The following is a 22362-nucleotide window of genomic DNA, read 5'->3' on the forward strand; positions in this document are numbered from 1 at the left end:
TCAGCGCACCGGCAGCCATCCGGCGAGCCGGTCCAGCGCCGCCGACACGTCCGCGGTCGATCCGGCGAACGACAGGCGCACCGTCTCATCACCTCGGACGGTGTCGAAGTCGATGCCGGGTGCGAGCGCCAGACCCGTGTCGTGCAGCAGTCGGGAACACCACGCGGTCGACGTCTCGTCGCCCCGCAGGTGGGCGATGTCGGCGTACACGTAGAACGCGCCGTCGGCCGGCGCCAGCTTCGTGATCCCGAGATCCGGTAGTCCGGACAACAACAGTTCACGGTTGGCGGCGTATCGGGCGACATGTCCGTCGAGTTCGGTGCGCGATTCGGCGCTGAATGCCTCGATCGCCGCGAACTGCGAGATCGACGGCGGGCACACCGTCATGTTCGACGCCAGGCGTTGCAGGGCCGGTCGCAGAGATTCCGGCACGAGCATCCACCCGAGTCGCCACCCCGTCATCGAGAAGTATTTCGACACCGACCCGATGACAACCGACTCCCTCGACGTCGCCCAGGACGTCGACGTCCCAGGCGAAGCCGCCGATGTCCCCGGCGAAGCCGCCGCTGTTCCAGATGAGGTCAGGGTGCCGAATTCGATGCCGTGGTAGATCTCGTCGGAGATCAGCAGCGCACCGTGATCGTCGCACCAGCGGGCCAGCGCGGCGAGTTCGTCCGGTTCGATCATGGTGCCGGTCGGGTTGGCCGGGCTCGCGACCACCAATCCGGCCGGCGGGGTGTCGAGCGCCTCGAGCATGGCAACGGTGGGCTGATAACGGGTGTCGGGACCGCAATCGAGTTCGACGACGTTGCAGCCGAGCGCGGCGAGCGTGTTGCGGTAGGCCGGGTATCCGGGACGCGCGACGACCACGGTGTCGCCCGGGTCGAACGCGGCGAGGAACAGCAGGGTGAAGGCACCCGACGACCCGGTGGTGACCACAACGTCGTCGGCATCGACATCGAGTCCGTACTGGTCACGGTGGTACTCGGCGATCGCTTCGCGCAGCGGGAGGATCCCGAAGGTCTCGGTGTAGCCGAGGAGTTCGGTGTCGACGGCGTGCCGGGTCGCGCGCAACACCGGGGCGGGTGCCGGTGTCGACGGCTGTCCTGCAGCCAGGCTCAACACGTCACCGTGGGTGCGTTGCCGCTCGGCGGCCGCCTTCCACACGTCCATGACGTGGAACGTCTCGATTCGGGAGCGTCGGGATTCAGTGCGCACGACGTCGACGGTAGTCGTCCTCCTCGGGCGCTCAGAGTCGGACGTGCTGGCGACCGAACACGGCGCCCCACGCGATAGGGAGGTCGTGAAGCGAAGCGGGGGTGTCGGACGCCGCAGCCGTGCCGGTGGCGTTGTCCGCGGAGACCGCGGTCGGCACAACGGGCAGCAGAAGGTGCGAATCGAATCGTCCACCTGTGTGCACGATGTGGAAGCCCTTGTTGATCGTGTCGTCGTGCCGGACGTCGGGGAGGGCGTCGAAGTCGTGGCCCGTGATGACCAGCGCGAGCGACGAACCTGCTTCGAAGAAAGTGCTGTGCGGCATGATCTCGATGTCGACGGGCACGATCTGTCCGGCCGACAGCGGCCAGTACGCGGCCGGGTCGATCACCGGACGGTACGCGGTCGACGCCTCCGGGTCGAGCGCGCGGTGCGAGACCCGGATCCAGCCGTGCGCGACGACCCCCTCTTCGAAACCGTCGTGGCCTTCGAAGCGGACCTCGTCGCCCGACGGATCGATCTTCTTCAGCGCGACGAACAGGTCCATGTCCTTGGCATCCTTGGCCTCCACCCACAGTCTCAGGGCGGCGTGGCCGGTGACCTCGGTGTCCTCGTCGAATGTCGTCGTGAAGACCGATTCGTCACCGGCGACGGGGAACATCCGGACACTCGTCTCCTCGGCGGGTTGCTCCGAGTGCAGGCCACCGCCGGCGTGATCGAGATGGAGCGGGACGTAGCGGGTGTCCGGGAGCGGCCACTGCGATTCGTGGCGCTCGGAGTAGGTGCGCAGGTCGTGGCGGGTTTCGACGCGAACGTGCGGCACTTCGTCGAACCCGTTGTCCTCGCCCTTGAGGAAGTGGTCGAAGAACCGGCGCTGTATGTCGAGCGCTTCGGCGCCGTAGAACATCTGCCAGGTCTTGCGGCCGTGCGTGTACAGCCACTTGTCGGGTGATCCCAATTGTGAATAGCCGGTGATGGAGCCACGTGTGCGCGGCCCCTGGTCCGACCACGACGCTCCCACCAGAGCGGGCACTGTGATGTCCGCGAAGGGCGGCGGGCCGACGACGTGCCGGCAGCGGTCGGGGAACCGGCGCCACAGCCACGGCGAGATCTTCCGGATCGATGTCGACGGCGACCGGGTTCCGCGCTGCGTCGCGCGCCACCAGAAATCGCTGAAACGTGTTTCGGGGATCCCGCCGTGACTGAGTGTGTCGCGGAAGGGGTCGGTGATGCCCTCCCACGGGGAGAAAGCGGCGAGGTGGGGCGGATGTTGCGCCGCGGTGTACCACTGCAGGGTCGCCAGGTGTGACGCTCCGGCCATGCCCACCTTGCCGGTGCTCCACGATTGTTCGGCGGCCCATTCGACGACATCGGCTGCGTCCGCCGCGATCCGGCCGAGCAACAATCGCGGACGGCCGGCGCTGGCGAAGCAGCCGCGCAGGTCGGCGACGACGACGGCGTATCCGCGCGGAACCCAGTAGCCGGGGTCGGGTGCCTCGAACGCCGTGTGGTCGCTCAGTTCGAGTTCTCCGACGAAGTTGCCGGACTCCGCGAGCTCGTCGAAGTTCACCGGGTAGTCGTCGACACCGGCGTCCTTGCCGTACGGGGTGACGGAGACGAGGACGGGGCACCGTTCTGATCCCTCCGGCCGGTACACGTTCGCCCGCAGAGTTGTGCCATCGGCAGTGCGGATCGGGACATCACGCTCGACGGTGATGTCGCTCGGTAGCGGATAGACCCTGACGCAGTGATGTTCGAGCGGAGTCGGATCCTGCGTCGATCCACGCTTCGACGAACCCATGTGTCACCTCTGTCCCCTTCAGAAGATGCACCGAGTGTGAAACATACTTGCTGTACGCGCAAGTTTTTCCCGCGCGGGATCAAAGTTCAGAGCGTGATGCGTCCTTCGACGGCGGCGAGACCGATGTCCTTGCGGAAATGGCCGCCCGGGAGCTTGATGTCGCCCAAGGTTGCGTATGCGTCCGCGCGTGCCGCCTCGAGATCGTCGCCGACCCCGACGATGCTCAGCACACGACCTCCGGCCGACAGGAGCGCGCCGTCATCCCCGCGCTTCGTACCGGCATGGAAGACATTGTCGCTGTCGGCGCCGCTGATCACGTCGCCCGTGCGCGGGCTCGCCGGGTAGTATTCCGCGGCCAGCACGACCGTCACCGCGGCGCCGTCACGCCACTGCAGCGGAGGCAGTTGCGCGAGGGTGCCGTTCGCGACCGCACCCAGCACCTCACCGAGCGGGGACTCGAGCAGCGCGAGCACGGCCTGTGTCTCGGGATCCCCGAAACGGCAGTTGAATTCGACGACCGCGGGACCTTCCTCACCCATTGCGAGCCCCGCATAGAGCAGACCGGAGAAGCCGCATCCGCGACGTACGAGTTCGGCGGCGACAGGCTTGACGACCTCGTCGACGATCTGCTCGACGGCGCCTTCGGGCAGCCACGGAAGCGGTGTGTACGCGCCCATGCCACCGGTGTTGGGGCCGACATCTCCGTCGCCGACGCGCTTGTGATCCTGTGCGGGAAGCAGCGGCACCACCGTCTCGCCGTCGACCAAGCAGAACAGTGATACCTCGGGTCCGTCGAGGAACGACTCCAGCAGTACGGGGTGCCCGTTCTCGATGATCTCCGCTGCGTGATCGCGAGCGGCGTCGCGGTCGGTGGTCACCACGACACCCTTGCCCGCGGCAAGACCGTCGTCCTTGACCACCCAGGTCGGGCCGAATCGGTCCAGGGCCTCGTCGATGATCGCGGGAGAGTCGACGACCTCGCTGTGTGCGGTACGCACACCTGCGGCGGCCATGACGTCCTTCGCGAAGGCTTTCGAACCCTCGATGCGGGCAGCGTCGGCGGACGGGCCGAAGCAGGGGATGCCCGCCTCTCGCACGGCCTCGGCGACACCGAGAACGAGCGGGACCTCGGGGCCGATCACGACGAGGTCGACCTGCTGGTCTTTCGCGAGCGCGACGACCTCGTCGGCGGACGAGGCGTCGACCGGATACTGCTCGGCGACGTCGGCGATGCCCGCGTTGCCCGGAGCAGCAAGAACGGCAGTCACACCCGGGTCTCGGGACAGAGCCAGGGCGAGAGCATGTTCACGGGCACCGGAGCCGATTACGAGTACGCGCACGCACGACAGACTACGGGACGGGGCTCCACACGAGATCGGCACGGCCGCGGGTGCGAGCAACAGCGGTCGCGTTGGGAAGATCGACGTCGCGAACCCAGTCGCGCGCCTGCGACCGTGCACGGCCGCCCACGCGGTGCCGATGGACCAGGCGCGGAGTCAGCGTCCTGGCGGGCACGTCCAGATAGATCACGAGATCGAGAAGTGGACGAATCTCCTCCCACCCCCCGATGTCGAACAACAGGTAGTTCCCTTCGGTGACCACCACGCGGGCAGACGGCTCGATGGCGTGCACCGCGGAGACGGGGTCGTCGAGTCTGCGCGAGAAGTCGGGGGCGTAGACAGTTTCGTCGCGGCGCAGTCGCACGCGAGCGAGCAGCTCGCGGAATCCCGCCACGTCGAAGGTGTCGGGTGCCCCCTTGCGTCCGCGTGCGCCGCGGACGTCGAGCTGGGCGTTGGACAGGTGGAAACCGTCCATCGGCGCCAGACCCGTCTCGATTCCGGCGCGGGTGAGCGCACCGACGAGCAGTCCGGCCGCCCGACTCTTCCCGGATCCGGGCGGTCCGCACAGCCCGACGACGGTTCGCCGGCTCACCGGCAGTGGCGCCAGGACCTCGGCGACGAGCTCCGCGATCAGCGCACGCTGGGTGCCGACGCGTGCGGATCCTGGCCCGTTCATGAGGGTGACGATACGACCGGTCGGCCCGGGCGGCTGGACACCTACCCGTGTCACACCTATCGTTATTCCGGAATTTCGAAATTTCGAACTTACGGAGCAGACATGTCGACGAAGATTTTCGCCGTACTCGCCGCCGCGACCGCCCTGACGCTCACGGCATGCACCGACGCACCTCCCGAAGACGAGACCGCAACCGACACGAGCGCCGCCGCCGACTGCGGTCCGCTCCCCGCCTCCGACGTGACCAGCCCCGAAGGCTGGATCGGCTACCTCGCCGAGCACCCCGATTCTGTCGGTCTCGTCATCGACAACGGGCAGGGAAACGTCGTGACCCATCGAGCCGACGAACCGCAACCACTCGCGTCGGCAGTCAAGATCGTCCATCTCGCCGCGTACGCGCAGGCCGTTGCGGACGGCAACCTCGACCCCGCCGAACAGATCCCCGTCGCCGAATGGGAACGCTGGTACCTCCCGGACACGGACGGCGGCGCACACCCCGCCGCGCTGGAACGCCTCGGCGTCACCGCCGAGGGCACTGTCGCTCTCGACGACCTGGTGACCGCGATGATCCAGGAGAGCGACAACGCCGCACCCGACTACTTACGCGATCGGCTCGGCGACGACGCGCTGACGGCAGCCGCCGAGCAGGGCGGCTGGGACGACTTCGAACCGCCCACCCTGCTCGGCAATACGCTCGCGTTCGTGGCACCGGAGGACACCGACGCCGACCTGTGGGACACCGCGCAGCGCTACGCGGACGATCCCGGCTTCCGCGCCGAGATCCTCGGACTCCTGCAGCAACCCGATGTGTTGCCCGACGACCCGTTCGGCGAAATGGACCGGATTCAACGAGACGACAACGCGGGAACGGCCGACCGGATTGCGGGCATCCATCGGGCGATCGCCGACGGGTCGTTCGGGAGCGGAGCGGACATCGCTCGCGGTCACCTGGAATGGCAGCCCGCGCCTCCCGGCGCCGAGGGGCTCGGATTCAAGGGCGGGAGCCTGCCCGGGATACTCACCGAGGCGATGAGCCTGCGACTGGCCGACGGCACCGTCGCGACCGCAGTGATGCTGACGTCGAACATGACCGAAGGCGACTACACAGCCGCGCTGGGAAGCTTCGCGCACCAAGGTCTGATGTTCGCGGCGATGAGCGAGCCCGAGATCCTCGATCGGATACGGTGCGCGGTGTGAACGACCGCCCGACCGGCAGCCACGAGGACCGCATCGCCGACCTCGAACGTCGCGTCCGACTCCTCGAGGACAGCGCAGCATCCGAGAGGGGCCCTGAGGCCGACGAGAGTCTCGGCACCGCGTCTCCGGGGACGGCGGGCAGCATCGGATACCAAGGCACCGTGTCGTTGTCCGGAACCGTGTCGTGGACCATCGAATACGACGCTGCCGCCACCCTCGGATTGGACGGTCTCGCGATCGCGGGCGTCCTCGATGCACTCGGCAACCCCGCCCGGCTCGCGATCGTGCGCACCTTGCTGCGGGGGCCTGCGACTGCAGGCGAATTGCAGGAGGCGACAGCTCTGTCGTCGCCCGGCCGCCTCTACCACCATCTGAGGACGCTCTCGGCTGCGCACATCGTCGAACAACAGTCCCGCAACCGTTACCACATCCCACCTGCGAAGGTCGTCCCGCTGCTGGTCCTCTCACTCGCGGCCGCAGATGTCGCCGAGCAGCTGTGAGCGGCCTATTGTGCCGGTATGGCTTCCGTGTTCAGCATGATCATCTCCGGTGACCTTCCCGGACGTTTCGTGTGGGAGGACGACGACGTCGTCTCGTTTCTCACCATCAACCCTCTGACCGAGGGGCACGTCCTCGTCGTTCCGCGACAGGAAGTGGACCACTGGCAGGACATCGACGACGACCTCTGGGACAAGGTCAACCGTGTCGCCAGGATCGTCGGCCGTGCAGTGTGCGCCGCGTACGAGGCGCCACGCATCGGCCTGGTGATCGCCGGGCTCGAGGTTCCCCACCTGCACCTGCACGTGTTCCCCGCACACACCCTCGGCGATTTCGATTTTGCGCAGGCGGAGAAGGATCCGTCGGCCGAATCGCTCGACCGTGCCCGCGACAGGATCCGCGCGGCCCTGCGCGAGCAGGGGCACGGAGACCACGTCCCCGCCTGAGCTCAGTCGGCCCTGGTCGCCGGTGTAGTCGGCATCGACTCGTCGGCGGCCGGCGCCGCGGGCTCTGGGTCCGGATCGTCTCCGAGAGGGTGGTCGAGGAACTCGGCGAGCTCGGCCCACGAGGTGGTGGGTGCCGCGGTGCCGGCGAGAATTCCGAGGTGAGTGCCCGGAACACGAACGAACCGGACGCACGGTGCCCCGCTGAGCACCGAGGTGACCGGCTCGACCGACGGGATCGGCGCGAGGACGTCATCGGTGCCGCCGAGTGCCAGTACCGGTACGTCCACATCGGCGAGGTCGACGACGCGGCCTCCGAGTTCGATCCGTCCGGTCGCCAGTTCGTTCCCCACCGTCACGTGTACCGCAAGCTGCCGAAACGCGCGACCCGCATAGCCCTCGATCTCGTTCTGGAACCGGTCGACGCGCTCCATGCGTTCGAGTTTGTCGCGGTCGGCGATATTGGCGGCGACGAACCACGGCCGCCTCACCTCGCGTTCGAGGGCGGTGAGACGGTAGGCAATCCGCACCACCGGTGCGGGAATTCCGCCGAAAAGGTGGTCGGCGACATCGAGCGCCGGCTCCGCGAGATACCTGCCCGCCAGCCGGGGGAGAAACATCAGCGGGATCTTCTCGTAGTCGATGGGTGTCCCGAACGTGGTGATCGAGCGGACCGGGAGTTCCGGGTGGGCCGCCGAGGTCAATAACGCCAGGCTTCCCGCGATGCTCCACGCGACCACATCGACGGCGCGTCCGCCGGACAGTTCCGCGACACGGTGGATCGCCTCGGGAAGTACGTCGTCGATCCAGAATTCGAGGCCGAGATCGCGGTCGTCGCCGGTCATCTCCCCGTATTCGATGAGGAAGACACTGCGGCCCAGACTCACGAGATGCGCAGCGAGACTCTGCTCCGGCATCAGATCGAAGCAGGTCGGCGACGCCGCGAGCGGTGTCACGAGCAGGACGGGGTCACCGGAATCCTCGGGGCCGAAGCGGCGCAATGTGCGATGCGGACCCTCACCCACCACGACCGACGGCGTCCGGTGCGGCTCGGCGACACCGTCCGCGACGAACAGCCCCCAGGCGTTACGTGCCGCGTTCGACACGAAGTCCGTGATCCCCATCTTCGACCTGCTCCCCTGCCCACCGGAACTGCACGTTGCGAGACGATTTTAGAGCAAGCCCGCGCTTTCTCACTCTGGGCGGAGACGCGGCAGCCTAACCCGGAATGTCGAGCCCTCTCCCAGGATGCTGTCGACCTCGACGATCCCGTTGTGCGCTGCGACCAAGGCCGCGACGATGGACAGCCCCAGCCCGCTGCCTCCACCGGTGCCGGCGGAGCGTGAACGGGAACTGTCGGTTCGGTAGAACCGCTCGAACACACGCTCCCGGTCGATCTCCGACAACCCCTGACCGTTATCGACGACCTCGAGCACCGCATCGTCGCCGACGGTGCCCACCCGGACGGTCACGGAGGTATCGGCCGGGGTGTGGGTCACCGCGTTGGTCACGAGGTTTCCGAGTACCTGCCGTAACCGGATGTCGTCGCCGATCACTTCGGGGATACCCGGACCGTCCAGGATCTCGAGCGCGATGGCCCGGCCGGGCGCGACGACCCTCGCACCGTGCACCGCGTCCGCGGCGATCGCGAGCAGATCGACGGGCCTGCGCTCGATCGGTCGTTGCTCATCGAGCCGTGCGAGCATCAGGAGGTCTTCGACGAGCAGTCCCATACGACGCGACTCACTCTCGATGCGATCCAGGATCATGTCGGTGTCGTCGCTCGCTCCCTGCCTGTACAACTCGGCGAACCCACGGATCGTGGTGAGCGGCGTGCGTAGCTCGTGGCTGGCGTCGGCGACGAACCGGCGCATCCGCTCTTCCGAACGCCGAGCCGACTCCTCCGACGCTTCGGTGGCCGTGAATGCCTCCTGGATTCGCGCGAGCATCGTATTGAGTGCGACGGACAGGCCACCCACCTCGGTTCTCGGATCCGATTCCGGGACACGTTCGTTCAGGTCGCCTGCGGCGATCGCGGCGGCGGTGCGCTCGACCGCCTGCAGCGGGCGCAGACTGCGCCGAACCACGAAATATCCGGCGACACCGAGCAGAACGAGCACGACACCCCCGATGACGAACTGCAACAGGATGAGCCGGTCGACGATGGCCTCGGTCTCCGTCAACGTCTTTCCGACCGTGGAGACACTGCCATCCGGGTTGTTCGTCGTCAGCACCCTCCACGGCTCACCCGAACCGTCGGCCGAATCCACCGTCGTCAGTCCGTATTCGGGTGGGGTCGGCAAACTGGGAGACCCGGCCTGGTCGTTGATCAACAGGCGGACCTCACCGTCCCTGTCGGTGAGACGAAAATAGTAAGGGCTCGGCGGGCGCCCGGATCCGAGATTCGGTGGCGGCGGGTGGCCTGCCCCGAGCGGTTTCGCCCAGGTCTGCGCGGCATCGTGCAGGTCGCCGTCGACACGGGCGATCATCGACGCCTCGAACGCCGAGGTGACGGCGAAACCCGATGCCAGCAGACCCACTCCGGCGAGGAGCACGAGAGCCGCGACCAGTTTCAGCCGCAGCGGAAGGACCCACAGTCGGGACTTCACGTCCGGGGCTCCCGCATCACGTAGCCCACACCGCGCAATGTGTGGATCAGCGGGGTGTCACCGGTGTCGACCTTGCGTCGCAGATACGACACGTACGACTCCACGACACCCACCTCGCCCCCGAAGTCGTAGTTCCACACGTGCTCCAGGATCCGGGGTTTGCTCAGCACCGTGCCTGCGTTGACCATGAAGTAGCGCAGCAACGTGAATTCGGTGGGCGACAGCGACACCGATTCACCTGCCTTGAACACCTCGTGGGTGTCGTCGTCGAGTTCGATGTCGGCGAACGTGATGCGCGCCGACCGCTCCGACTCCGACACCTTGCCCGCGCGGCGCAGGATGGTGCGCAACCGCGCGATGACCTCCTCGAGGCTGAACGGCTTGGTCACGTAGTCGTCGGCCCCGAGGGTCAGCCCGGACACCTTGTCCTCCACGGCATCCTTCGCCGTGAGGAACAGGACCGGTACGTCTATGCCGTCGGCCCGCAGTCGCCGCAGCATCCCGAATCCGTCCATGCCGGGCATCATGACGTCGAGGATCACCGCATCGGGGCGGAAGCGGCGCGCTTTGTCGAGGCCTTCCGCGCCACTCGAAGCGGTCTCTACCTCGAACCCCTGGAACTTCAGGCTCACCGACAACAGTTCGACGATGGTCGATTCGTCGTCGACGACGAGGATGCGGGCTTCCGGTGTGTCTGTCACGTAGGTGATTGTCGCGTCCACGTCTGGAGCCTGTCCGGACGTTCGCTGTGAACTTCCTGGGAACCGGGGGCGGTGAGTTCGGCCACCGGAACCTTGCCGCCGTCGACCGGAGTTCGTAGCCTGGACCGATGGTGACCGCATCTCGGTCTCCCGGACGAGCGCACCGTACCCGGCCAGCGACAAGACGGTGCAGGAGTGGTCGTCATGGCATGGATCGTCCTCGTCCTGTCCGGGGTTCTCGAAGCGGTGTGGGCCACCGCGTTGGGTAGATCGGAGGGGTTCAGTCGGCTGACCCCGAGCATCGTCTTCATCGTTGCGTTGACAGCCAGCATGGCCGGATTGGCCTATGCGATGCGCACCCTTCCCATCGGTACTTCGTACGCGATCTGGGTAGGCATCGGTGCGGCGCTGACCGTGGGATATGCGATGGTCACGGGTACCGAGGCGGCCTCGGTCGCCAAGGTTCTGTTGATCGCCGGGATCGTCGTGTGTGTGGTGGGTCTGAAGGTCCTGCACTGATCGCCGACGTGATTCCTGTGTGTCGCGGGTTACAGTGAGCCCGTGAATCTGGGGTCCGCGCTCTCGTTGCCGCTGCGAGCAGGTCTCGCCGCGGCAGATTCCGCGCTGCTCGTCGCGGAAACGGTCATCGGCACGATACGCATCGCGGTGTCACCGACGACCTATTCGGCACTGGGCGCGGTCGGGCTGAACGACACCCGCGGATCGCTCGGGTTGCTGCAACAGGTGTCTCGCTTGACCGCGGACGATCGTGGGCTCGGACAGGCCCTCCGCCCCGGTGGACCACTCGACCGACTCCTCGCGACCGGCGGCCCTGTGGACAGGCTCACCGCACCGGGAGGGCCACTCGAACGACTCCTGGAACCGGGCGGTGCACTCGACCGGCTGACCGTGCCCGGCGGACCGCTCGACCGGGTACTCGCCGACGACGGCGCCCTCGACCGGCTCTTGTCCGAAGGCGGTCTCCTCGATCGCATCACCGCACCGGACGGGCCTCTCGAACGGTTGCTTGCGCAGGACGGCGCCGTCGAGCGGCTCACCGAGCCCGGTGGCCTCGTCGACACCGCGCTTCGGCCCGGCGGGGTCGTCGAGCGAGTGCTCGCCGACGGCGGCACCCTCGATGTGCTGCTGTCCGAGCACGGCGCCCTCGAACGACTACTTGCCGAGGGCGGCCCACTCGATCAGATCGTGTCGCTGTCCGAGACCCTCGCCAGTCTCACACCGGGCATCATCCGAATGAACGAGAGCATCGACACCCTGCAGGAAACCGTCGAATTGCTCCGCGGCGCGGTCGGCCCGCTGGGCGACCTCGTGGGCAGGATCCCCGGAAGGTGGCTGCGGGGCAAGGGCGAACTCCTGCCGCCGCCGTGATCGTCTGTCAGCGCTCGTCCCGGCGCAGCGCCACGAGGTGTGCTGCGTCAGCGGCCGCTCGCGTCGCCGCGGCTCGCAGCGACATCCCGGTGCCGAGCAGGGCCGCGAGAGTGCCTGCGAAATGGTCGCCGGCGCCGGTCGTGTCGACGGCGTCGACGTGCGGCACCGGAATGCGTTCGACGCCGTCCGCCGTGCCGATCACAACGTCGTCGCCGCCTCGTGTCACCACCACGGCGGGAACGCGTTCGAGCAGCGTCGCGACCGCGACGTCGATGTCGTCGCCCGGATTCGTCCCCGCGTAGTACGCGGCTTCGTGTTCGTTGACGACGAGAGGGTCGGCCACCCGGAGGATCTCGGCGCCCAGAGGGGCCGTGGGGCTGGGGTTGAGCACGAACCTGCGCCGACGACCACTCGCCCATGACGCCGCCGCGCGCGTCACCGGCGGCGGCAGTTCGAGTTGTGTGAGGACGACCGCCGGATCGAGTTCGTCGAGCGCCGCGGTGACATACGCGGGGTCCAGGAGACTGTTCGCCCCGGCGATCACGATGATCCTGTTGCTGCCGTCCTCGGCGAGAACGACGATGGCGCGACCCGTCGCGGCGTCGAGTTCGGTCAGGTGGCGCGTGCTGACACCCGCGGACTGCTGTGCTGCGCGAAGGACGTCGGCGGCATCGTCGGTTCCGACCGCCCCGATGATCGCCGTGGCGGCGATCCGTGCAGCTCCGATCGACTGGTTGGCGCCCTTTCCACCGGGATGGGTCGACAGACTTCGGCCCAGCACCGTCTCCCCGTCCGCCGGGGCACGTGTCACGAGCGCGGTCAGGTCGAGGTTCAGAGATCCGACGACGGCCACCACACACTGCTGTGGCACGCCGGTGTCATTCGGCGGCACTGCCCCGCTCGAGCCCTGGGCACACCATGTGCACCACTTCGTCGGCCCAGGTCTCGTCGACCCGTCCGTGTCGCAGGTATGCACCGAGGTACGACCCGACGAGAGTGGACACCGCGGTGTCGATGTCGAGGTCCGCACGGAGTGCGCCGGCGTCGACTGCGGCGCGGAGCACCTCGGCCGCGACCTGGCTGCGACTGTTGATGATGTCGCGGAACGATTCGGTGAGGTCGGGGTCCTGGTCGGTGAGGACCGCGCTGACGCTGCCCATACCGATGTCGCTCGACAGGGCCACTCGGAGCAGGTCGAGGGTCCACTTCACTCGGTCGTACACGCAGAGTCCGTCGGGGACAGGCGGTGCTGCGGCCTTCGAGTCGAGTGCCGCCTCCAACAGTTCGTCGCGGTTCGCATAGCGACGGTAGATGGTGGTCTTCGCGACACCGGACAATGCCGCAACGGATTCCACGGTGACCCGGTTCGGGCCGTGCGCGCGAAGAATCGCGAGGACCGCACCCAAAATCCTCGAGTCCGTTCCAGCACGCGACTTGACGGAGCGTCGCGGCGATACGAACGCGGGTTCCACGTCGGCATCGACAACCATGTCCATCCCTCCCAGGGCGAGTGTCCCCGCCAATGTATCGAGTCTGCGGAAGAAGACCCCCCGAAATCAAACCCTACGAAACGATACGCTACGCTGAGCGTATCGTTTTTCCAATTTTGCAGTCTTCAGGGGGCTACGCATGACCGAAATCTATGCACCGACTCCGCGCTACAACTTCGATTCGGAGACACTTCTCGAGAGCTACCGCACCTACGACGCAGTGGAACGCGCAATCGACCACCTGTCCGACGAGGGCTTTCCCGTCGAGTATCTGCGGGTCGTGGGCCAGGGCGTCACCACCGTCGAACAAGTCGAAGGCCGGATGACCACGGCCCGCTCCACCGCCAAGGGAGCGGGCGTGGGCGTGTGGACCGGTCTGCTGTTCGGACTTCTACTCGCCGTTTTCCTCCCGGCCAGCACCGTCACAAGCCCCATCCTCGTCGGTATCGCATTCGGCGCGCTCTGGGGCGGTGCACTCGGCTTCGTGGCCCACTACGGCACGGGCGGTCGGCGCGACTTCGTCTCCCGCAAGAGCATCGAGGCCACCCGATACGACCTGATGGTGGAGCAGGATTTCGCTGGCGAAGCACGGGAAAAACTCGCGCTGCGATGACTCCGTCGCCACTCGAGTACGCGCTTTCGCCCCGACAAGCCCGCGTCGAGATGGCATGATCCGAATATGGCCCGTCCAACGTCGAACTCTTCACCGCAGTTGTCGGTCGGTATTGCAGTGATCGTCAGAGCCGGGGTCGCCGAGGCGCGATCGACACCCGGGAAGATCGTGGAGGATTACGGCACATCCCAGCAGGCAGTGGGCGAGGAACTCGGGCGCAACTGGGCACCTATCCGCCGGTGGGCGGTCGCGCTCGACGACGGGCGTCTCGTGTTCGTCGACGACGACGATCTGGAGATCGCCCCCGTCTGAATGCTCGCCCTCAGGCAGCGACGATGCCCGCCACCGGAATCCTGGCGTCGACGGCCTGACGGAAATTGATCATTGCGCGCTCGAGGTGATCACGGTTGGTGACGAGCACAGCTCCTGTTGCGCGACGGTCGAGCAGAACGTCGTTGGTGAAGCGCGCGTTCTCCACGGTGGAGGTCGACTCAGGTTCTTCGATGACCCGTTCGGGCGGAAGTCCCCGTGACACCAGCCATTCCTTCATGGCCCCGGCCTCGGTGATGCCGTCACGCGGCACTCCTCCGGTGACGACGATGGGTGCCGTCGGATAGCGCTCCGCCGCACGGAGAGCCGCTTCGAGCCGTTGCTCGAGCACAGGCTGAATCCTGCCGTCCTCGGTCAGGCCGGCCCCGAGGACCACGAGGTGGGTACCGACCGGATTCAGGTCGAGCATCACTGGAAAACGAGGGGTCAGGTTCTCCACCTCGGTGCAGGCAATGATCAACTCGTCGATCGTTCCCTGACATAGCGGTGTGACCGACAGAATCCCGTTGACGATCGTGTCCACCGCCGGTGTCGCTGCCGCTTGCCCCGTCGAGATTCCGAGCGTGGCCGTCGCTGCCGCTGTCGCTGTCGCCGCGAGCGCTGTCCGTCGAGCACCTCTCATGCACGTCTCCCATCCAGGCGTGGTCGGATTCCGGCTGCGCCGCACTGTGCCATATCGACCGGCATCCACACGCAACGCAGCTGGACCGTCAGAGACGATCACCATGCCCGTGGTGAAATCTGAGGAAATTCGACAACACAAGAAGGACGTTGCGGACAAACTTCGGTTCCCGAGATTCGCTGTCGAGTCCCCGCGCGAAAGTCGCGAAGCGATCCGCACCGCGATGCGCAAACTCGCCGAGCACGTACTGAAACCAACGACTACGCCGCGCGCACGATCGCACCGACCGGTGCCGACGCAGCGCAGTCCACGTCGTTGTCGTCAGCGGCAGACTGTCTCGACAGGGTGACGCACGCTGTCGTCGTCGAATCCCACGCGCTCGATCGTCGGCTGCTGCTGCGAATGCCGGCGTGTCGCGTGAGACACCACCACACGTACTGCGTGGATGAAGACGGGGCCCTGACCGCCGTTATGGCTGGTCAGGGCCCCGACCCTGGAGCCCCCTGTCAGGATTGAACTGACGACCGCTCGCTTACAAGGCGAGTGCTCTACCACTGAGCTAAGGAGGCATTTCAAGCGCGGCCCATCATATAGTGCGTCACACTCGCCGCGCACACCCACCCGGTTTGGCTACCGTGGGTCTCATGCGTTTCACCCCTGCCTGCCACGGATTCGTTGCGGACGGTCGCCGGTGAGCTTTCTCAATGACGCCGCCAACCTGATCTTCGGCAAGCGACGCGCAACCATCGACGCGGTCACCGCCGCACCCGCACCACTCCAGCCGATCGACCTCACGGACGACGCAGTGGTAGCCGAAGCGCTCGATGTCGCAGTCCGCGTGGGTGAAGTTCTGCTCGCTTCAGGCACCGGCGCGATCGACACCTCCGAGCAGGTGAGGTTCGTCGCCGCCACCTACGGTCTGGCCCAGTGCGACGTCGACGTCACCTACAACTCGATCGTGCTGTCGGCCTATCGCGGGCAGACGATGCCCCCGGCCAGCACCATGCGCGTGGTGCAGTACCGCTCGATGGACTTCACTCGCCTGGCGGCGGTCGATCGTCTCACTCGGAGAGTCCGACGCGATGCGATCTCACCGGCACAGGCCCACGAAGAACTCATGGCGCTCACGAGCGCGCCCCACCCCTACAACCGCTGGGTGGCAACGGTCGCGTGGTCGGGCATGGCCGCGGCGATCTCCGTGCTGCTCGGTGGCGGCTTTCTCGTCGCATTGGTGGCCTTCGGGTCGACCTTCGTCATCGACCGTGTCAACCGACTTCTCAACAGTGCAGGATTGCCGTTCTTCTTCCAGCACGTGGTGGGCGGCATCATTGCGACGGCCCCGGCCATCACGTTGTACGGGTTCCGCGAAGCGCTCGGCTTCGAGATCTCGCCGGGACTGATCATCGCGGCGGGCGTCACCGTGCTGCTGTCCGGGCTCTCTCTGGTGGGTTCGGTGCAGGACGCCATCACAGGCGCGCCGATCACCGCGTCGGCCCGGTTCTTCGAATTGCTGATGATGACCGGCGGGATCATTGCGGGCGTGGCGACGACGCTGCGCGTCGCCGAGGTGTTCGGGGCCGAACTCCCTCTGATCACCTATGCCGCGCTACCCGATCTGGCGCAGCTGCCGACGAAGGTCACTGCGGGTGCGGCGGCTGCCCTGTTCTATGCCCTGGCCTGCTACGCAGAACGCCGGGCCCTGACGGTGGCCGCGCTCGCCGGCGCTGCCGGCGCCCTCGTCTACCAGTTGTCTCTGGGGCTGAGCCTGGGGCCGATCGTGTCGTCCGCGACCGCCGCGACGGTGATCGGCTTCGCCGGTGGTCTGATGGCCCGCCGCGCTCTGATCCCGCCGCTCGTCGTCGCCGTTGCCGGTATCACTCCACTTCTGCCGGGTCTGGCTCTGTATCGGGGTCTGTACGCGATGCTGCGCAACGAGGTCACCAGCGGCATGACGGCGTTGTTCTCGGCGTTCGGCATCGGATGTGCCCTCGCCGCCGGTGTGACCCTCGGTGAGTGGCTCGCCCGGACGACACGTCATCCCCGTGTTCTCCTCGGCGCCGCGGCGAGCGGGCTGCGCCGACCGCAGATGCGCCGGACCGGGTCGCGGACCGCCATGGAGGAAGCCGAAGATCGGCCGAGTGCCACCGCGACGACCGGACCGATTCCGGTCATCGACGCCACCGGCGCCCTGCCCATCATCGAGGGCACCGGACCGCTTCCGACAACACCGATCTCCACCACCGCACCGATACCGGAACAAAAGACGAGAGTCACGCAGCGATTTCGTCGGCTGCGTGACTCTCGTCGGATGTAGAAGAAGTTCTAGGCGCTACCCTGGCGGGCCTTCTCGTCGGCCTCCATCGCGTCGCGCAGGCTCTTGGGACGCATATCGGTCCAGTTCTGCTCGACGTACTCGACGCATGCGGCGCGCGACTCTTCGCCGAATACCACCCGCCACCCCTGCGGGACCTCGGCGAAGGTCGGCCACAGCGAGTACTGCTCCTCGTCGTTCACGAGAACGTAGAAGCGGCCGTCTTCGTCGTCAAATGGATTCGTGCTCATCTCGCCTCACTTGTTGCGTAGGTGTGCTGGTTCGGTATTCTACCAAGCTCGCCGATCCCCGCGTGCTCCACAGATTGCTCAGCTCGCTCCACCGATTGCTCCCGCAGTCGGCGTTCGAGGAACGACGAGAGCACCTCTCCGGCCCGAACAGCCGCGTTCGACAATAGCGACGCAGTCAAACCGTGAGTCTTCTCCGTTCCTCCCAGCAGGTATATGTCGGCCGCGACTTCGGCCGGCAACTCCAGACGATAGTCGCGTGCCACTGGCGGCACCGGGGTGTCCCACGCAAGGTCTCCGAGCAACGAGCCGAGCGATGTCGGCTCGAAGCCGGTCGCGAGGACCACGGCGTCGCACTTCAGTGTGTCGGACAGGCCGTCCAGGTTGTTACGAATCTCCACGTCGATGCCCGCGGAGGTCTCCCCGGTTGCGAGCACTTCGGACGCACGACGCATGAACAGGCGGCGCGGCCCGCGCACCCGTTCGCGGTATTCGGCTGCGTACAGAGCTTCGATCAGTTCGGGCGCCACGACCGCATAGTTCGTGCTCTTGTGCAGCGCGAGGAGGCGCTCGCGTTCCTCGAGCGGGGCCGCATGCAGTTCGTCGACCACGTCGGGGTCGAAGATCCGGTTGGCGTAAGGGCTGTCGTCGGCGGGGCTGTAACCGAACCGTCCGAAGACGTTGTGGACCTCGGCCTGCGGATAGTTGGTATGCAGGTACTGCACCACCTCGGCAGCGCTCTGGCCGGCGCCGACAACGACGAACCGTTGGTGGATCGGAGACGGCATCTCCTCGAGGTGGAACAGGAAGTCGTGGTTGTGGAAGCAGCGTGACGACTCTTTCGCCCAGGCGGGAACGCGAGCCCGCAGGCCCACACCCATCACGACTGTCCGAGCATGCACGACACGTCCGTCCGCAGTGCGGATCGCGAACAGGTCCGCGATCCCCCGCGCGTTGCACAACGGCTCGACGGACACGATGTCGGTGCCGTACCGGACCTCGGTACCGACCCGTCGAGCAGCCCAATGCAGATAGTCCTGGAACTCGAGCCGGGTGGGGAAGAACGTCTGATGATTGACAAAATCGACGAGCCGATCGTGCTCGTGGAGGTAGGAGAAGAAGCTGTAACTGCTGGTCGGATTGCGGAAGGTGACCAGATCCTTGGGAAACGCAATCTGCATCGTCGAGCCTTCGAGAAGCATCCCGGGATGCCACGCGAAGTCGGCACGACGTTCGAGGAAACACGCGTCGACCTCGTTGCCGGGAGAGGTTTCGTTGTGTTCCTCGATCGCGATGGCCAACGCCAGATTCGCGGGTCCGAAACCGATGCCGACGAGGTCGAAGACTTCCCTGTGCGGGTCGCCCTGCACCTCCGATTGACCGGTGAATGTGCTGGATCGGTCGATCATCACTCAACTTCCGTAGTCGGGGGCAGGATGCCCGCAGCCGGCTCGCCTCAACACCCCTGAACAAAGCTCAGGCTAACCTTGGTTCGGCGAGCGTACCAAGCGAAGTCCCCTCTGCGGGGACCCTCGCTCGGCCACGTCCACGACCATTGCCGAAATGCCCGGAAAAGCACGAGCGCGGCGGAACCCCACGGGGATTCCGCCGCGCTCGCCACGCGGTCTGCCGTCGCTCTTCCAGTCGACCGGCTTCTAGTCGGCCAGGAAGTCCGACAGCAGTTTGTTCACGGCTTCCGGACGCTCGAGGTATCCGTAGTGGCCGGCATCCGGGATCTCCTCGTATCGGGCATTCGGGATCGCATCGGCGACCTCACGCGACAGATACGACGGAATCATCCGATCGTCGGCGAACCCGACCGACAAGCAGGGAACCCGCACCGCCCGGTAGGCGACACGGCGGTCGAACTCGCGGTCCATGCCCAGCTGAGCCCGCACACCGGGCGACACGCGACCCCCGCTGAACTCGAATACATCGAGCCAGTCGCGGGCAGTGTTCTCGTCGGCGAGCGACGCAGGCGACAGGTTCATCACCGCGGTGAGCGCGGCCTTGTACTTCGGCGGCAGTTCCACCCCGCTGTCGTACAGCTGACGCTCACCCTCGGTCAGCGTGATCTGGAAGCGGTCCATCCGGGCATGCGCCGCGAGGAACACGGCCTTCCGCACCAGATCCGGCCGGGCAAGGGCAAGTTCCTGCGCGACGCGCGAACCCATCGATGTTCCGACGATGTGTGCCGGGCCTCCGAGGAGCTCGATCAGACCCGCGGTGTCCTTGACCATGTCCTCGATGGTGATCCCGCCGAGACTCTCGCCCGACGGTGCGATACCGCGATTGTCGAACGTCGCGACCCGGTATCCCTCCTTCACCAGCGCAGGAACCTGATGCAGATCCCACACCCGGCCCGGACTACCGGTCCCCATGATCAGGACGACCAGGTCGCCGGAACCCTTGACCTGGTAGTTCAGCGGGATTCCATTGATCGTGGCGATGGGCATGAAAACCTTCCTCGACGAATAGCGAACAGCGCCGCACGTCGACACGGCGGCGCAACCCCCGGTACACCGTACCGTGGCGGCCTGTCGGTCTGCCCGGTCCACGCACCTGACTCGATCCAGCGGAAGGCGGGTGGCGTCGAGGTGTCCGATTCTCATAGAGTCAGGTAGAGCGCCTGCTCACAGCAGTCACCTTGGGAGGACAATCATGGCCGCGGAACCCACGGCGAAAGACATCGTCGACGAGGATCTCGAACCCCTCGCCGACGAAACCGCACGCCAGGCGCAGCGCGTCGTCGCCGCATACGCCGAGGATGCGGACGAGTGCCGCATGCTCCTGGCGATGCTCGGCATCGGCCCGCTCGAAAAGAACTGAACCGACGACCCGTAGGCGGAGAGGACACGATGTGACGACCGGCGAGGCGGAACCACGCCAAGATTCCGACACGTTCACCGAATCGGACTTCGTGGTCGTCGCGAACCGCCTCCCGGTCGACCTCGAACGGCTACCGGACGGCACGACCCGATGGAAGCGCAGTCCCGGTGGTCTCGTCACCGCACTCGAGCCGATCCTGCGCAGCAATCGCGGCGCATGGGTCGGCTGGGCGGGTGTCGCGGACGCGGAAATCGATCCCATCGTCGATGGAGACATGGTCCTGCATCCCGTGCCGCTCAGCGCCGACGAGATCGCCGATTACTACGAGGGCTTCTCCAACGCGACCCTGTGGCCGCTCTACCACGACGTCATCGTGCGCCCGGAATACCGGCGCGAGTGGTGGAACTCCTACGTCGAGGTGAATCGGCGATTCGCCGAAGCAACGGCGAAGGCCTCCGCGCACGGCGCGACGGTGTGGATCCAGGACTACCAACTCCAGCTGGTCCCGAAGATGCTCCGCATGCTGCGGCCCGATCTCACCATCGGGTTCTTCCTCCACATCCCGTTCCCGCCGGTCGAGCTGTTCATGCAGATGCCGTGGCGTACCGAGATCGTCGAAGGTCTTCTCGGCGCCGATCTGATCGGCTTCCACCTCGCCGGCGGTGCCACAAACTTCCTCTACCTCGCCCGACGCCTCGCCGGACACCAGACGTCCCGAGGGACGGTCGGTGTGCGTTCCAAGCTCGGTGTGGTGCAGGTCGGATTCCGCACCGTGCGGGTGGGAGCGTTCCCGATCTCGATCGCGTCCGGAGCATTGGATGAGCAGTCCCGAAGCAAGGCAATCCGTGCCCGCGCCAAGGCCATCCGCAAGGAACTCGGCAACCCGGCGAAAATCCTGCTGGGCGTCGACCGGCTCGATTACACCAAGGGCATCGACATCCGGCTCGATGCCCTTCGAGAACTCATCGCCGAAGGCCGCGTCGACCCCGCCGATACGGTCATGGTGCAGCTCGCGACACCGAGCCGTGAACGCGTCGAGTCGTACGTACAGATGCGCGGCGAGATCGAGATGGTCGTCAGTCGCATCAACGGCGAATACGCCGAAGTCGGCCGCCCCGTCGTGCACTACATCCACCGCCCGGTCCCCCGCGAAGACCTGATCGCGTTCTTCGTCGCAGCCGACGCGATGCTCGTCACTCCCCTGCGAGACGGAATGAACCTCGTCGCCAAGGAATACGTCGCCTGCCGGAGCGACCTGGGCGGAGCGCTTGTGCTCAGCGAATTCACCGGTGCCGCTGAGGAGTTGAAGCAGGCGTACCAGTGCAACCCACATGACCTCGAAGACGTCAAAGACAAGCTCGAGGCCGCACTGACACAGACCCGAGAGGAGGGCCGCAAGCGGATGCGAGCCCTCCGTCGCCAGGTACTCACCCACGACGTGGATCGATGGGCTCGCGCATTCCTCGATGCGCTCGCTCACGACGGCGCGGCCGGTCCCGCGCTGGTCGCCCCCGCGGAGGCCGGCGAGCAGAACTGACCGCGGTCCATATCTAGATGGGCGTCAACCGGTTCACGAGCCAGCGCCCGTCCTGGTTTTCGAGTTCCACGCGTACCCGGCTCCCGCTGCTCACGGCTTCCGGGTTCTCGGAACTGGTGGTGATCTGGTTCAGGAACAGCAGCGTCACTGCGTGATCGGCGTCGGCCGACACCACAGACGATCCCTGCACACTCACCTGGACACTGATCGACTTCTCCTTCGCGCCGGGTGCGATGATGTTCTGCATCAAGCTCATGTACTCGTCGCGGAAGTCGCCGGTGAGTCCTTCGCCCGCAGCTGCGGTTTGCTCGTCGACGTTCTCGAAGTCGTAGGCGAGCATCGCAACGGCCTGTTCCTCCGCCGCCGCCACTGCCTCTGTCCTGGCCGATTCGGCGGCGGCGTCCTGGATCTTGCCGTACCCCAGCCATCCCACGAGGACCGCGAACACCAGAACGACCACACCGAGGGCACCTGCGATCAGCGCCAGCCGCGACGTCGACGACTCGGTATCGT

At 66.5% G+C, this 22362-nt stretch carries 24 protein-coding genes, 1 tRNA gene and 1 riboswitch; of the genes, 10 read left to right on the forward strand and 15 right to left on the reverse strand.

The features are described 5' to 3' along the window. The 4 genes from ACZ46K_RS29095 to ACZ46K_RS29110 form a co-directional block, all read right to left on the reverse strand. The gene (locus ACZ46K_RS29095; protein ID WP_054810672.1) at positions 1-1218 is read right to left on the reverse strand and encodes an aminotransferase class I/II-fold pyridoxal phosphate-dependent enzyme; all 1218 of its coding nucleotides are present in this window, start codon (positions 1216-1218) and stop codon (positions 1-3) included. A 31-nt stretch (positions 1219-1249) separates the two neighbouring features. Continuing rightward, entirely contained in the window at positions 1250-3016 is a 1767-nt protein-coding gene (locus tag ACZ46K_RS29100) for a CocE/NonD family hydrolase (protein WP_464746177.1), read from the reverse strand. An 86-nt stretch (positions 3017-3102) separates the two neighbouring features. After that, positions 3103-4356, reverse strand: a complete 1254-nt coding sequence (gene purD / locus ACZ46K_RS29105; RefSeq protein WP_464746179.1) for a phosphoribosylamine--glycine ligase — start codon at positions 4354-4356, stop codon at positions 3103-3105. A gap of 10 nt (positions 4357-4366) precedes the next feature. Continuing rightward, entirely contained in the window at positions 4367-5032 is a 666-nt protein-coding gene (locus tag ACZ46K_RS29110; RefSeq protein ID WP_464746181.1) for a nucleoside/nucleotide kinase family protein, read from the reverse strand. A 102-nt stretch (positions 5033-5134) separates the two neighbouring features. Here ACZ46K_RS29110 and ACZ46K_RS29115 point away from each other — a divergent pair, with 102 nt between their 5' ends. From ACZ46K_RS29115 to ACZ46K_RS29125, 3 genes are read left to right on the forward strand one after another with little or no spacing between them, the layout of a single operon-like run. Further along, on the forward strand, positions 5135-6229 hold the full coding sequence (locus tag ACZ46K_RS29115) for a serine hydrolase (RefSeq protein ID WP_464746183.1): 1095 nt from the start codon (positions 5135-5137) through the stop codon (positions 6227-6229). Then, on the forward strand, positions 6226-6729 hold the full coding sequence (locus ACZ46K_RS29120) for an ArsR/SmtB family transcription factor (RefSeq protein WP_054810700.1): 504 nt from the start codon (positions 6226-6228) through the stop codon (positions 6727-6729). Before ACZ46K_RS29115 ends, ACZ46K_RS29120 begins: the two co-directional genes overlap by 4 nt. A gap of 18 nt (positions 6730-6747) precedes the next feature. Further along, on the forward strand, positions 6748-7173 hold the full coding sequence (locus ACZ46K_RS29125) for an HIT family protein (RefSeq protein WP_054810699.1): 426 nt from the start codon (positions 6748-6750) through the stop codon (positions 7171-7173). A gap of 2 nt (positions 7174-7175) precedes the next feature. On the opposite strand, the gene ACZ46K_RS29130 is transcribed toward ACZ46K_RS29125, so the two are convergent. The 3 genes from ACZ46K_RS29130 to ACZ46K_RS29140 form a co-directional block, all read right to left on the reverse strand. Continuing rightward, positions 7176-8294 carry an alpha/beta hydrolase gene (locus ACZ46K_RS29130; RefSeq protein ID WP_464746185.1) on the reverse strand — a complete coding sequence of 373 codons (1119 nt, stop codon included), beginning with the start codon at positions 8292-8294 and terminating at the stop codon, positions 7176-7178. A gap of 69 nt (positions 8295-8363) precedes the next feature. Beyond that, a complete protein-coding gene (locus ACZ46K_RS29135) occupies positions 8364-9779 on the reverse strand; it encodes a sensor histidine kinase (protein ID WP_464746187.1) in 1416 nt (471 codons plus the stop codon). Then, the gene (locus ACZ46K_RS29140; protein WP_054807207.1) at positions 9776-10480 is read right to left on the reverse strand and encodes a response regulator; all 705 of its coding nucleotides are present in this window, start codon (positions 10478-10480) and stop codon (positions 9776-9778) included. The genes ACZ46K_RS29135 and ACZ46K_RS29140 overlap by 4 nt, the downstream gene beginning before the upstream one ends. Before the next feature lie 128 nt (positions 10481-10608). Further along, positions 10609-10674, forward strand: a riboswitch (guanidine-III (ykkC-III) riboswitch). A 10-nt stretch (positions 10675-10684) separates the two neighbouring features. Between ACZ46K_RS29140 and ACZ46K_RS29145 the strand changes: the two genes are divergently transcribed. Further along, the gene (locus tag ACZ46K_RS29145) at positions 10685-10999 is read left to right on the forward strand and encodes a DMT family transporter (protein WP_054807208.1); all 315 of its coding nucleotides are present in this window, start codon (positions 10685-10687) and stop codon (positions 10997-10999) included. A gap of 42 nt (positions 11000-11041) precedes the next feature. Beyond that, on the forward strand, positions 11042-11869 hold the full coding sequence (locus tag ACZ46K_RS29150; protein WP_464746189.1) for an ABC transporter: 828 nt from the start codon (positions 11042-11044) through the stop codon (positions 11867-11869). Positions 11870-11876: 7 nt separating this feature from the next. Here the strand turns inward: ACZ46K_RS29150 and ACZ46K_RS29155 are convergent, their stop codons facing one another. Together ACZ46K_RS29155 and ACZ46K_RS29160 are read right to left on the reverse strand one after the other, a co-directional pair. Then, positions 11877-12740 (reverse strand): ribokinase, encoded by an 864-nt coding sequence (locus ACZ46K_RS29155; protein ID WP_464746191.1) that lies wholly within the window; start codon positions 12738-12740, stop codon positions 11877-11879. A 7-nt stretch (positions 12741-12747) separates the two neighbouring features. Then, positions 12748-13392: a TetR/AcrR family transcriptional regulator gene (locus ACZ46K_RS29160; RefSeq protein WP_464746193.1), complete on the reverse strand. Its 645-nt coding sequence runs from the start codon at positions 13390-13392 to the stop codon at positions 12748-12750. 106 nt (positions 13393-13498) lie between these two features. Between ACZ46K_RS29160 and ACZ46K_RS29165 the strand changes: the two genes are divergently transcribed. Both ACZ46K_RS29165 and ACZ46K_RS29170 read left to right on the forward strand, forming a co-directional pair. Then, complete coding sequence (locus ACZ46K_RS29165; protein ID WP_054807463.1) at positions 13499-13972, forward strand: YflT domain-containing protein; 474 nt, start codon at positions 13499-13501, stop codon at positions 13970-13972. A 66-nt stretch (positions 13973-14038) separates the two neighbouring features. Continuing rightward, on the forward strand, positions 14039-14284 hold the full coding sequence (locus ACZ46K_RS29170; protein ID WP_054807462.1) for a hypothetical protein: 246 nt from the start codon (positions 14039-14041) through the stop codon (positions 14282-14284). A gap of 10 nt (positions 14285-14294) precedes the next feature. Here the strand turns inward: ACZ46K_RS29170 and ACZ46K_RS29175 are convergent, their stop codons facing one another. Together ACZ46K_RS29175 and ACZ46K_RS29180 are read right to left on the reverse strand one after the other, a co-directional pair. Next, a complete protein-coding gene (locus ACZ46K_RS29175) occupies positions 14295-14924 on the reverse strand; it encodes a YdcF family protein (protein ID WP_464746196.1) in 630 nt (209 codons plus the stop codon). 494 nt (positions 14925-15418) lie between these two features. Next, positions 15419-15493: transfer RNA gene (locus ACZ46K_RS29180), tRNA-Thr, on the reverse strand. Positions 15494-15615: 122 nt separating this feature from the next. Here ACZ46K_RS29180 and ACZ46K_RS29185 point away from each other — a divergent pair. Continuing rightward, positions 15616-17238, forward strand: a complete 1623-nt coding sequence (locus ACZ46K_RS29185) for a threonine/serine exporter family protein (protein WP_464746198.1) — start codon at positions 15616-15618, stop codon at positions 17236-17238. A gap of 8 nt (positions 17239-17246) precedes the next feature. On the opposite strand, the gene ACZ46K_RS29190 is transcribed toward ACZ46K_RS29185, so the two are convergent. From ACZ46K_RS29190 to ACZ46K_RS29200, 3 genes are all read right to left on the reverse strand, one after another. After that, entirely contained in the window at positions 17247-17486 is a 240-nt protein-coding gene (locus ACZ46K_RS29190) for an MbtH family protein (protein WP_054805259.1), read from the reverse strand. After that, positions 17483-18892, reverse strand: coding sequence for a lysine N(6)-hydroxylase/L-ornithine N(5)-oxygenase family protein (locus ACZ46K_RS29195; protein ID WP_054805260.1), 1410 nt, complete (start codon positions 18890-18892; stop codon positions 17483-17485). The genes ACZ46K_RS29190 and ACZ46K_RS29195 overlap by 4 nt, the downstream gene beginning before the upstream one ends. Positions 18893-19138: 246 nt before the next feature. Continuing rightward, complete coding sequence (locus ACZ46K_RS29200; RefSeq protein WP_054809806.1) at positions 19139-19939, reverse strand: alpha/beta fold hydrolase; 801 nt, start codon at positions 19937-19939, stop codon at positions 19139-19141. A gap of 205 nt (positions 19940-20144) precedes the next feature. Between ACZ46K_RS29200 and ACZ46K_RS29205 the strand changes: the two genes are divergently transcribed. Both ACZ46K_RS29205 and ACZ46K_RS29210 read left to right on the forward strand, forming a co-directional pair. Then, positions 20145-20312 carry a hypothetical protein gene (locus ACZ46K_RS29205; RefSeq protein WP_464746201.1) on the forward strand — a complete coding sequence of 56 codons (168 nt, stop codon included), beginning with the start codon at positions 20145-20147 and terminating at the stop codon, positions 20310-20312. 31 nt (positions 20313-20343) lie between these two features. After that, a complete protein-coding gene (locus ACZ46K_RS29210; RefSeq protein ID WP_464746203.1) occupies positions 20344-21849 on the forward strand; it encodes an alpha,alpha-trehalose-phosphate synthase (UDP-forming) in 1506 nt (501 codons plus the stop codon). Between the two features lie 13 nt (positions 21850-21862). On the opposite strand, the gene ACZ46K_RS29215 is transcribed toward ACZ46K_RS29210, so the two are convergent. Continuing rightward, the gene (locus ACZ46K_RS29215) at positions 21863-22336 is read right to left on the reverse strand and encodes a twin-arginine translocation pathway signal (RefSeq protein ID WP_464749501.1); all 474 of its coding nucleotides are present in this window, start codon (positions 22334-22336) and stop codon (positions 21863-21865) included. Between the last annotated feature and the right edge of the window lie 26 nt (positions 22337-22362).

The organism is Rhodococcus sp. JCM 9793, from assembly GCF_055380405.1.

Coding starts and splice junctions, on each gene's coding strand:
- ACZ46K_RS29165 (WP_054807463.1), top strand. CDS start 13,499: ATGACCGAAATCTATGCACCGACTCCGCGCTACAACTTCGATTCGGAG.
- ACZ46K_RS29115 (WP_464746183.1), top strand. CDS start 5,135: ATGTCGACGAAGATTTTCGCCGTACTCGCCGCCGCGACCGCCCTGACG.
- ACZ46K_RS29170 (WP_054807462.1), top strand. CDS start 14,039: ATGGCCCGTCCAACGTCGAACTCTTCACCGCAGTTGTCGGTCGGTATT.
- ACZ46K_RS29110 (WP_464746181.1), bottom strand. CDS start 5,032: ATGAACGGGCCAGGATCCGCACGCGTCGGCACCCAGCGTGCGCTGATC.
- ACZ46K_RS29190 (WP_054805259.1), bottom strand. CDS start 17,486: ATGAGCACGAATCCATTTGACGACGAAGACGGCCGCTTCTACGTTCTC.
- ACZ46K_RS29130 (WP_464746185.1), bottom strand. CDS start 8,294: ATGGGGATCACGGACTTCGTGTCGAACGCGGCACGTAACGCCTGGGGG.
- ACZ46K_RS29100 (WP_464746177.1), bottom strand. CDS start 3,016: ATGGGTTCGTCGAAGCGTGGATCGACGCAGGATCCGACTCCGCTCGAA.
- ACZ46K_RS29205 (WP_464746201.1), top strand. CDS start 20,145: ATGGCCGCGGAACCCACGGCGAAAGACATCGTCGACGAGGATCTCGAA.
- ACZ46K_RS29200 (WP_054809806.1), bottom strand. CDS start 19,939: ATGCCCATCGCCACGATCAATGGAATCCCGCTGAACTACCAGGTCAAG.
- ACZ46K_RS29125 (WP_054810699.1), top strand. CDS start 6,748: ATGGCTTCCGTGTTCAGCATGATCATCTCCGGTGACCTTCCCGGACGT.
- ACZ46K_RS29195 (WP_054805260.1), bottom strand. CDS start 18,892: ATGATCGACCGATCCAGCACATTCACCGGTCAATCGGAGGTGCAGGGC.
- ACZ46K_RS29175 (WP_464746196.1), bottom strand. CDS start 14,924: ATGAGAGGTGCTCGACGGACAGCGCTCGCGGCGACAGCGACAGCGGCA.
- ACZ46K_RS29145 (WP_054807208.1), top strand. CDS start 10,685: ATGGCATGGATCGTCCTCGTCCTGTCCGGGGTTCTCGAAGCGGTGTGG.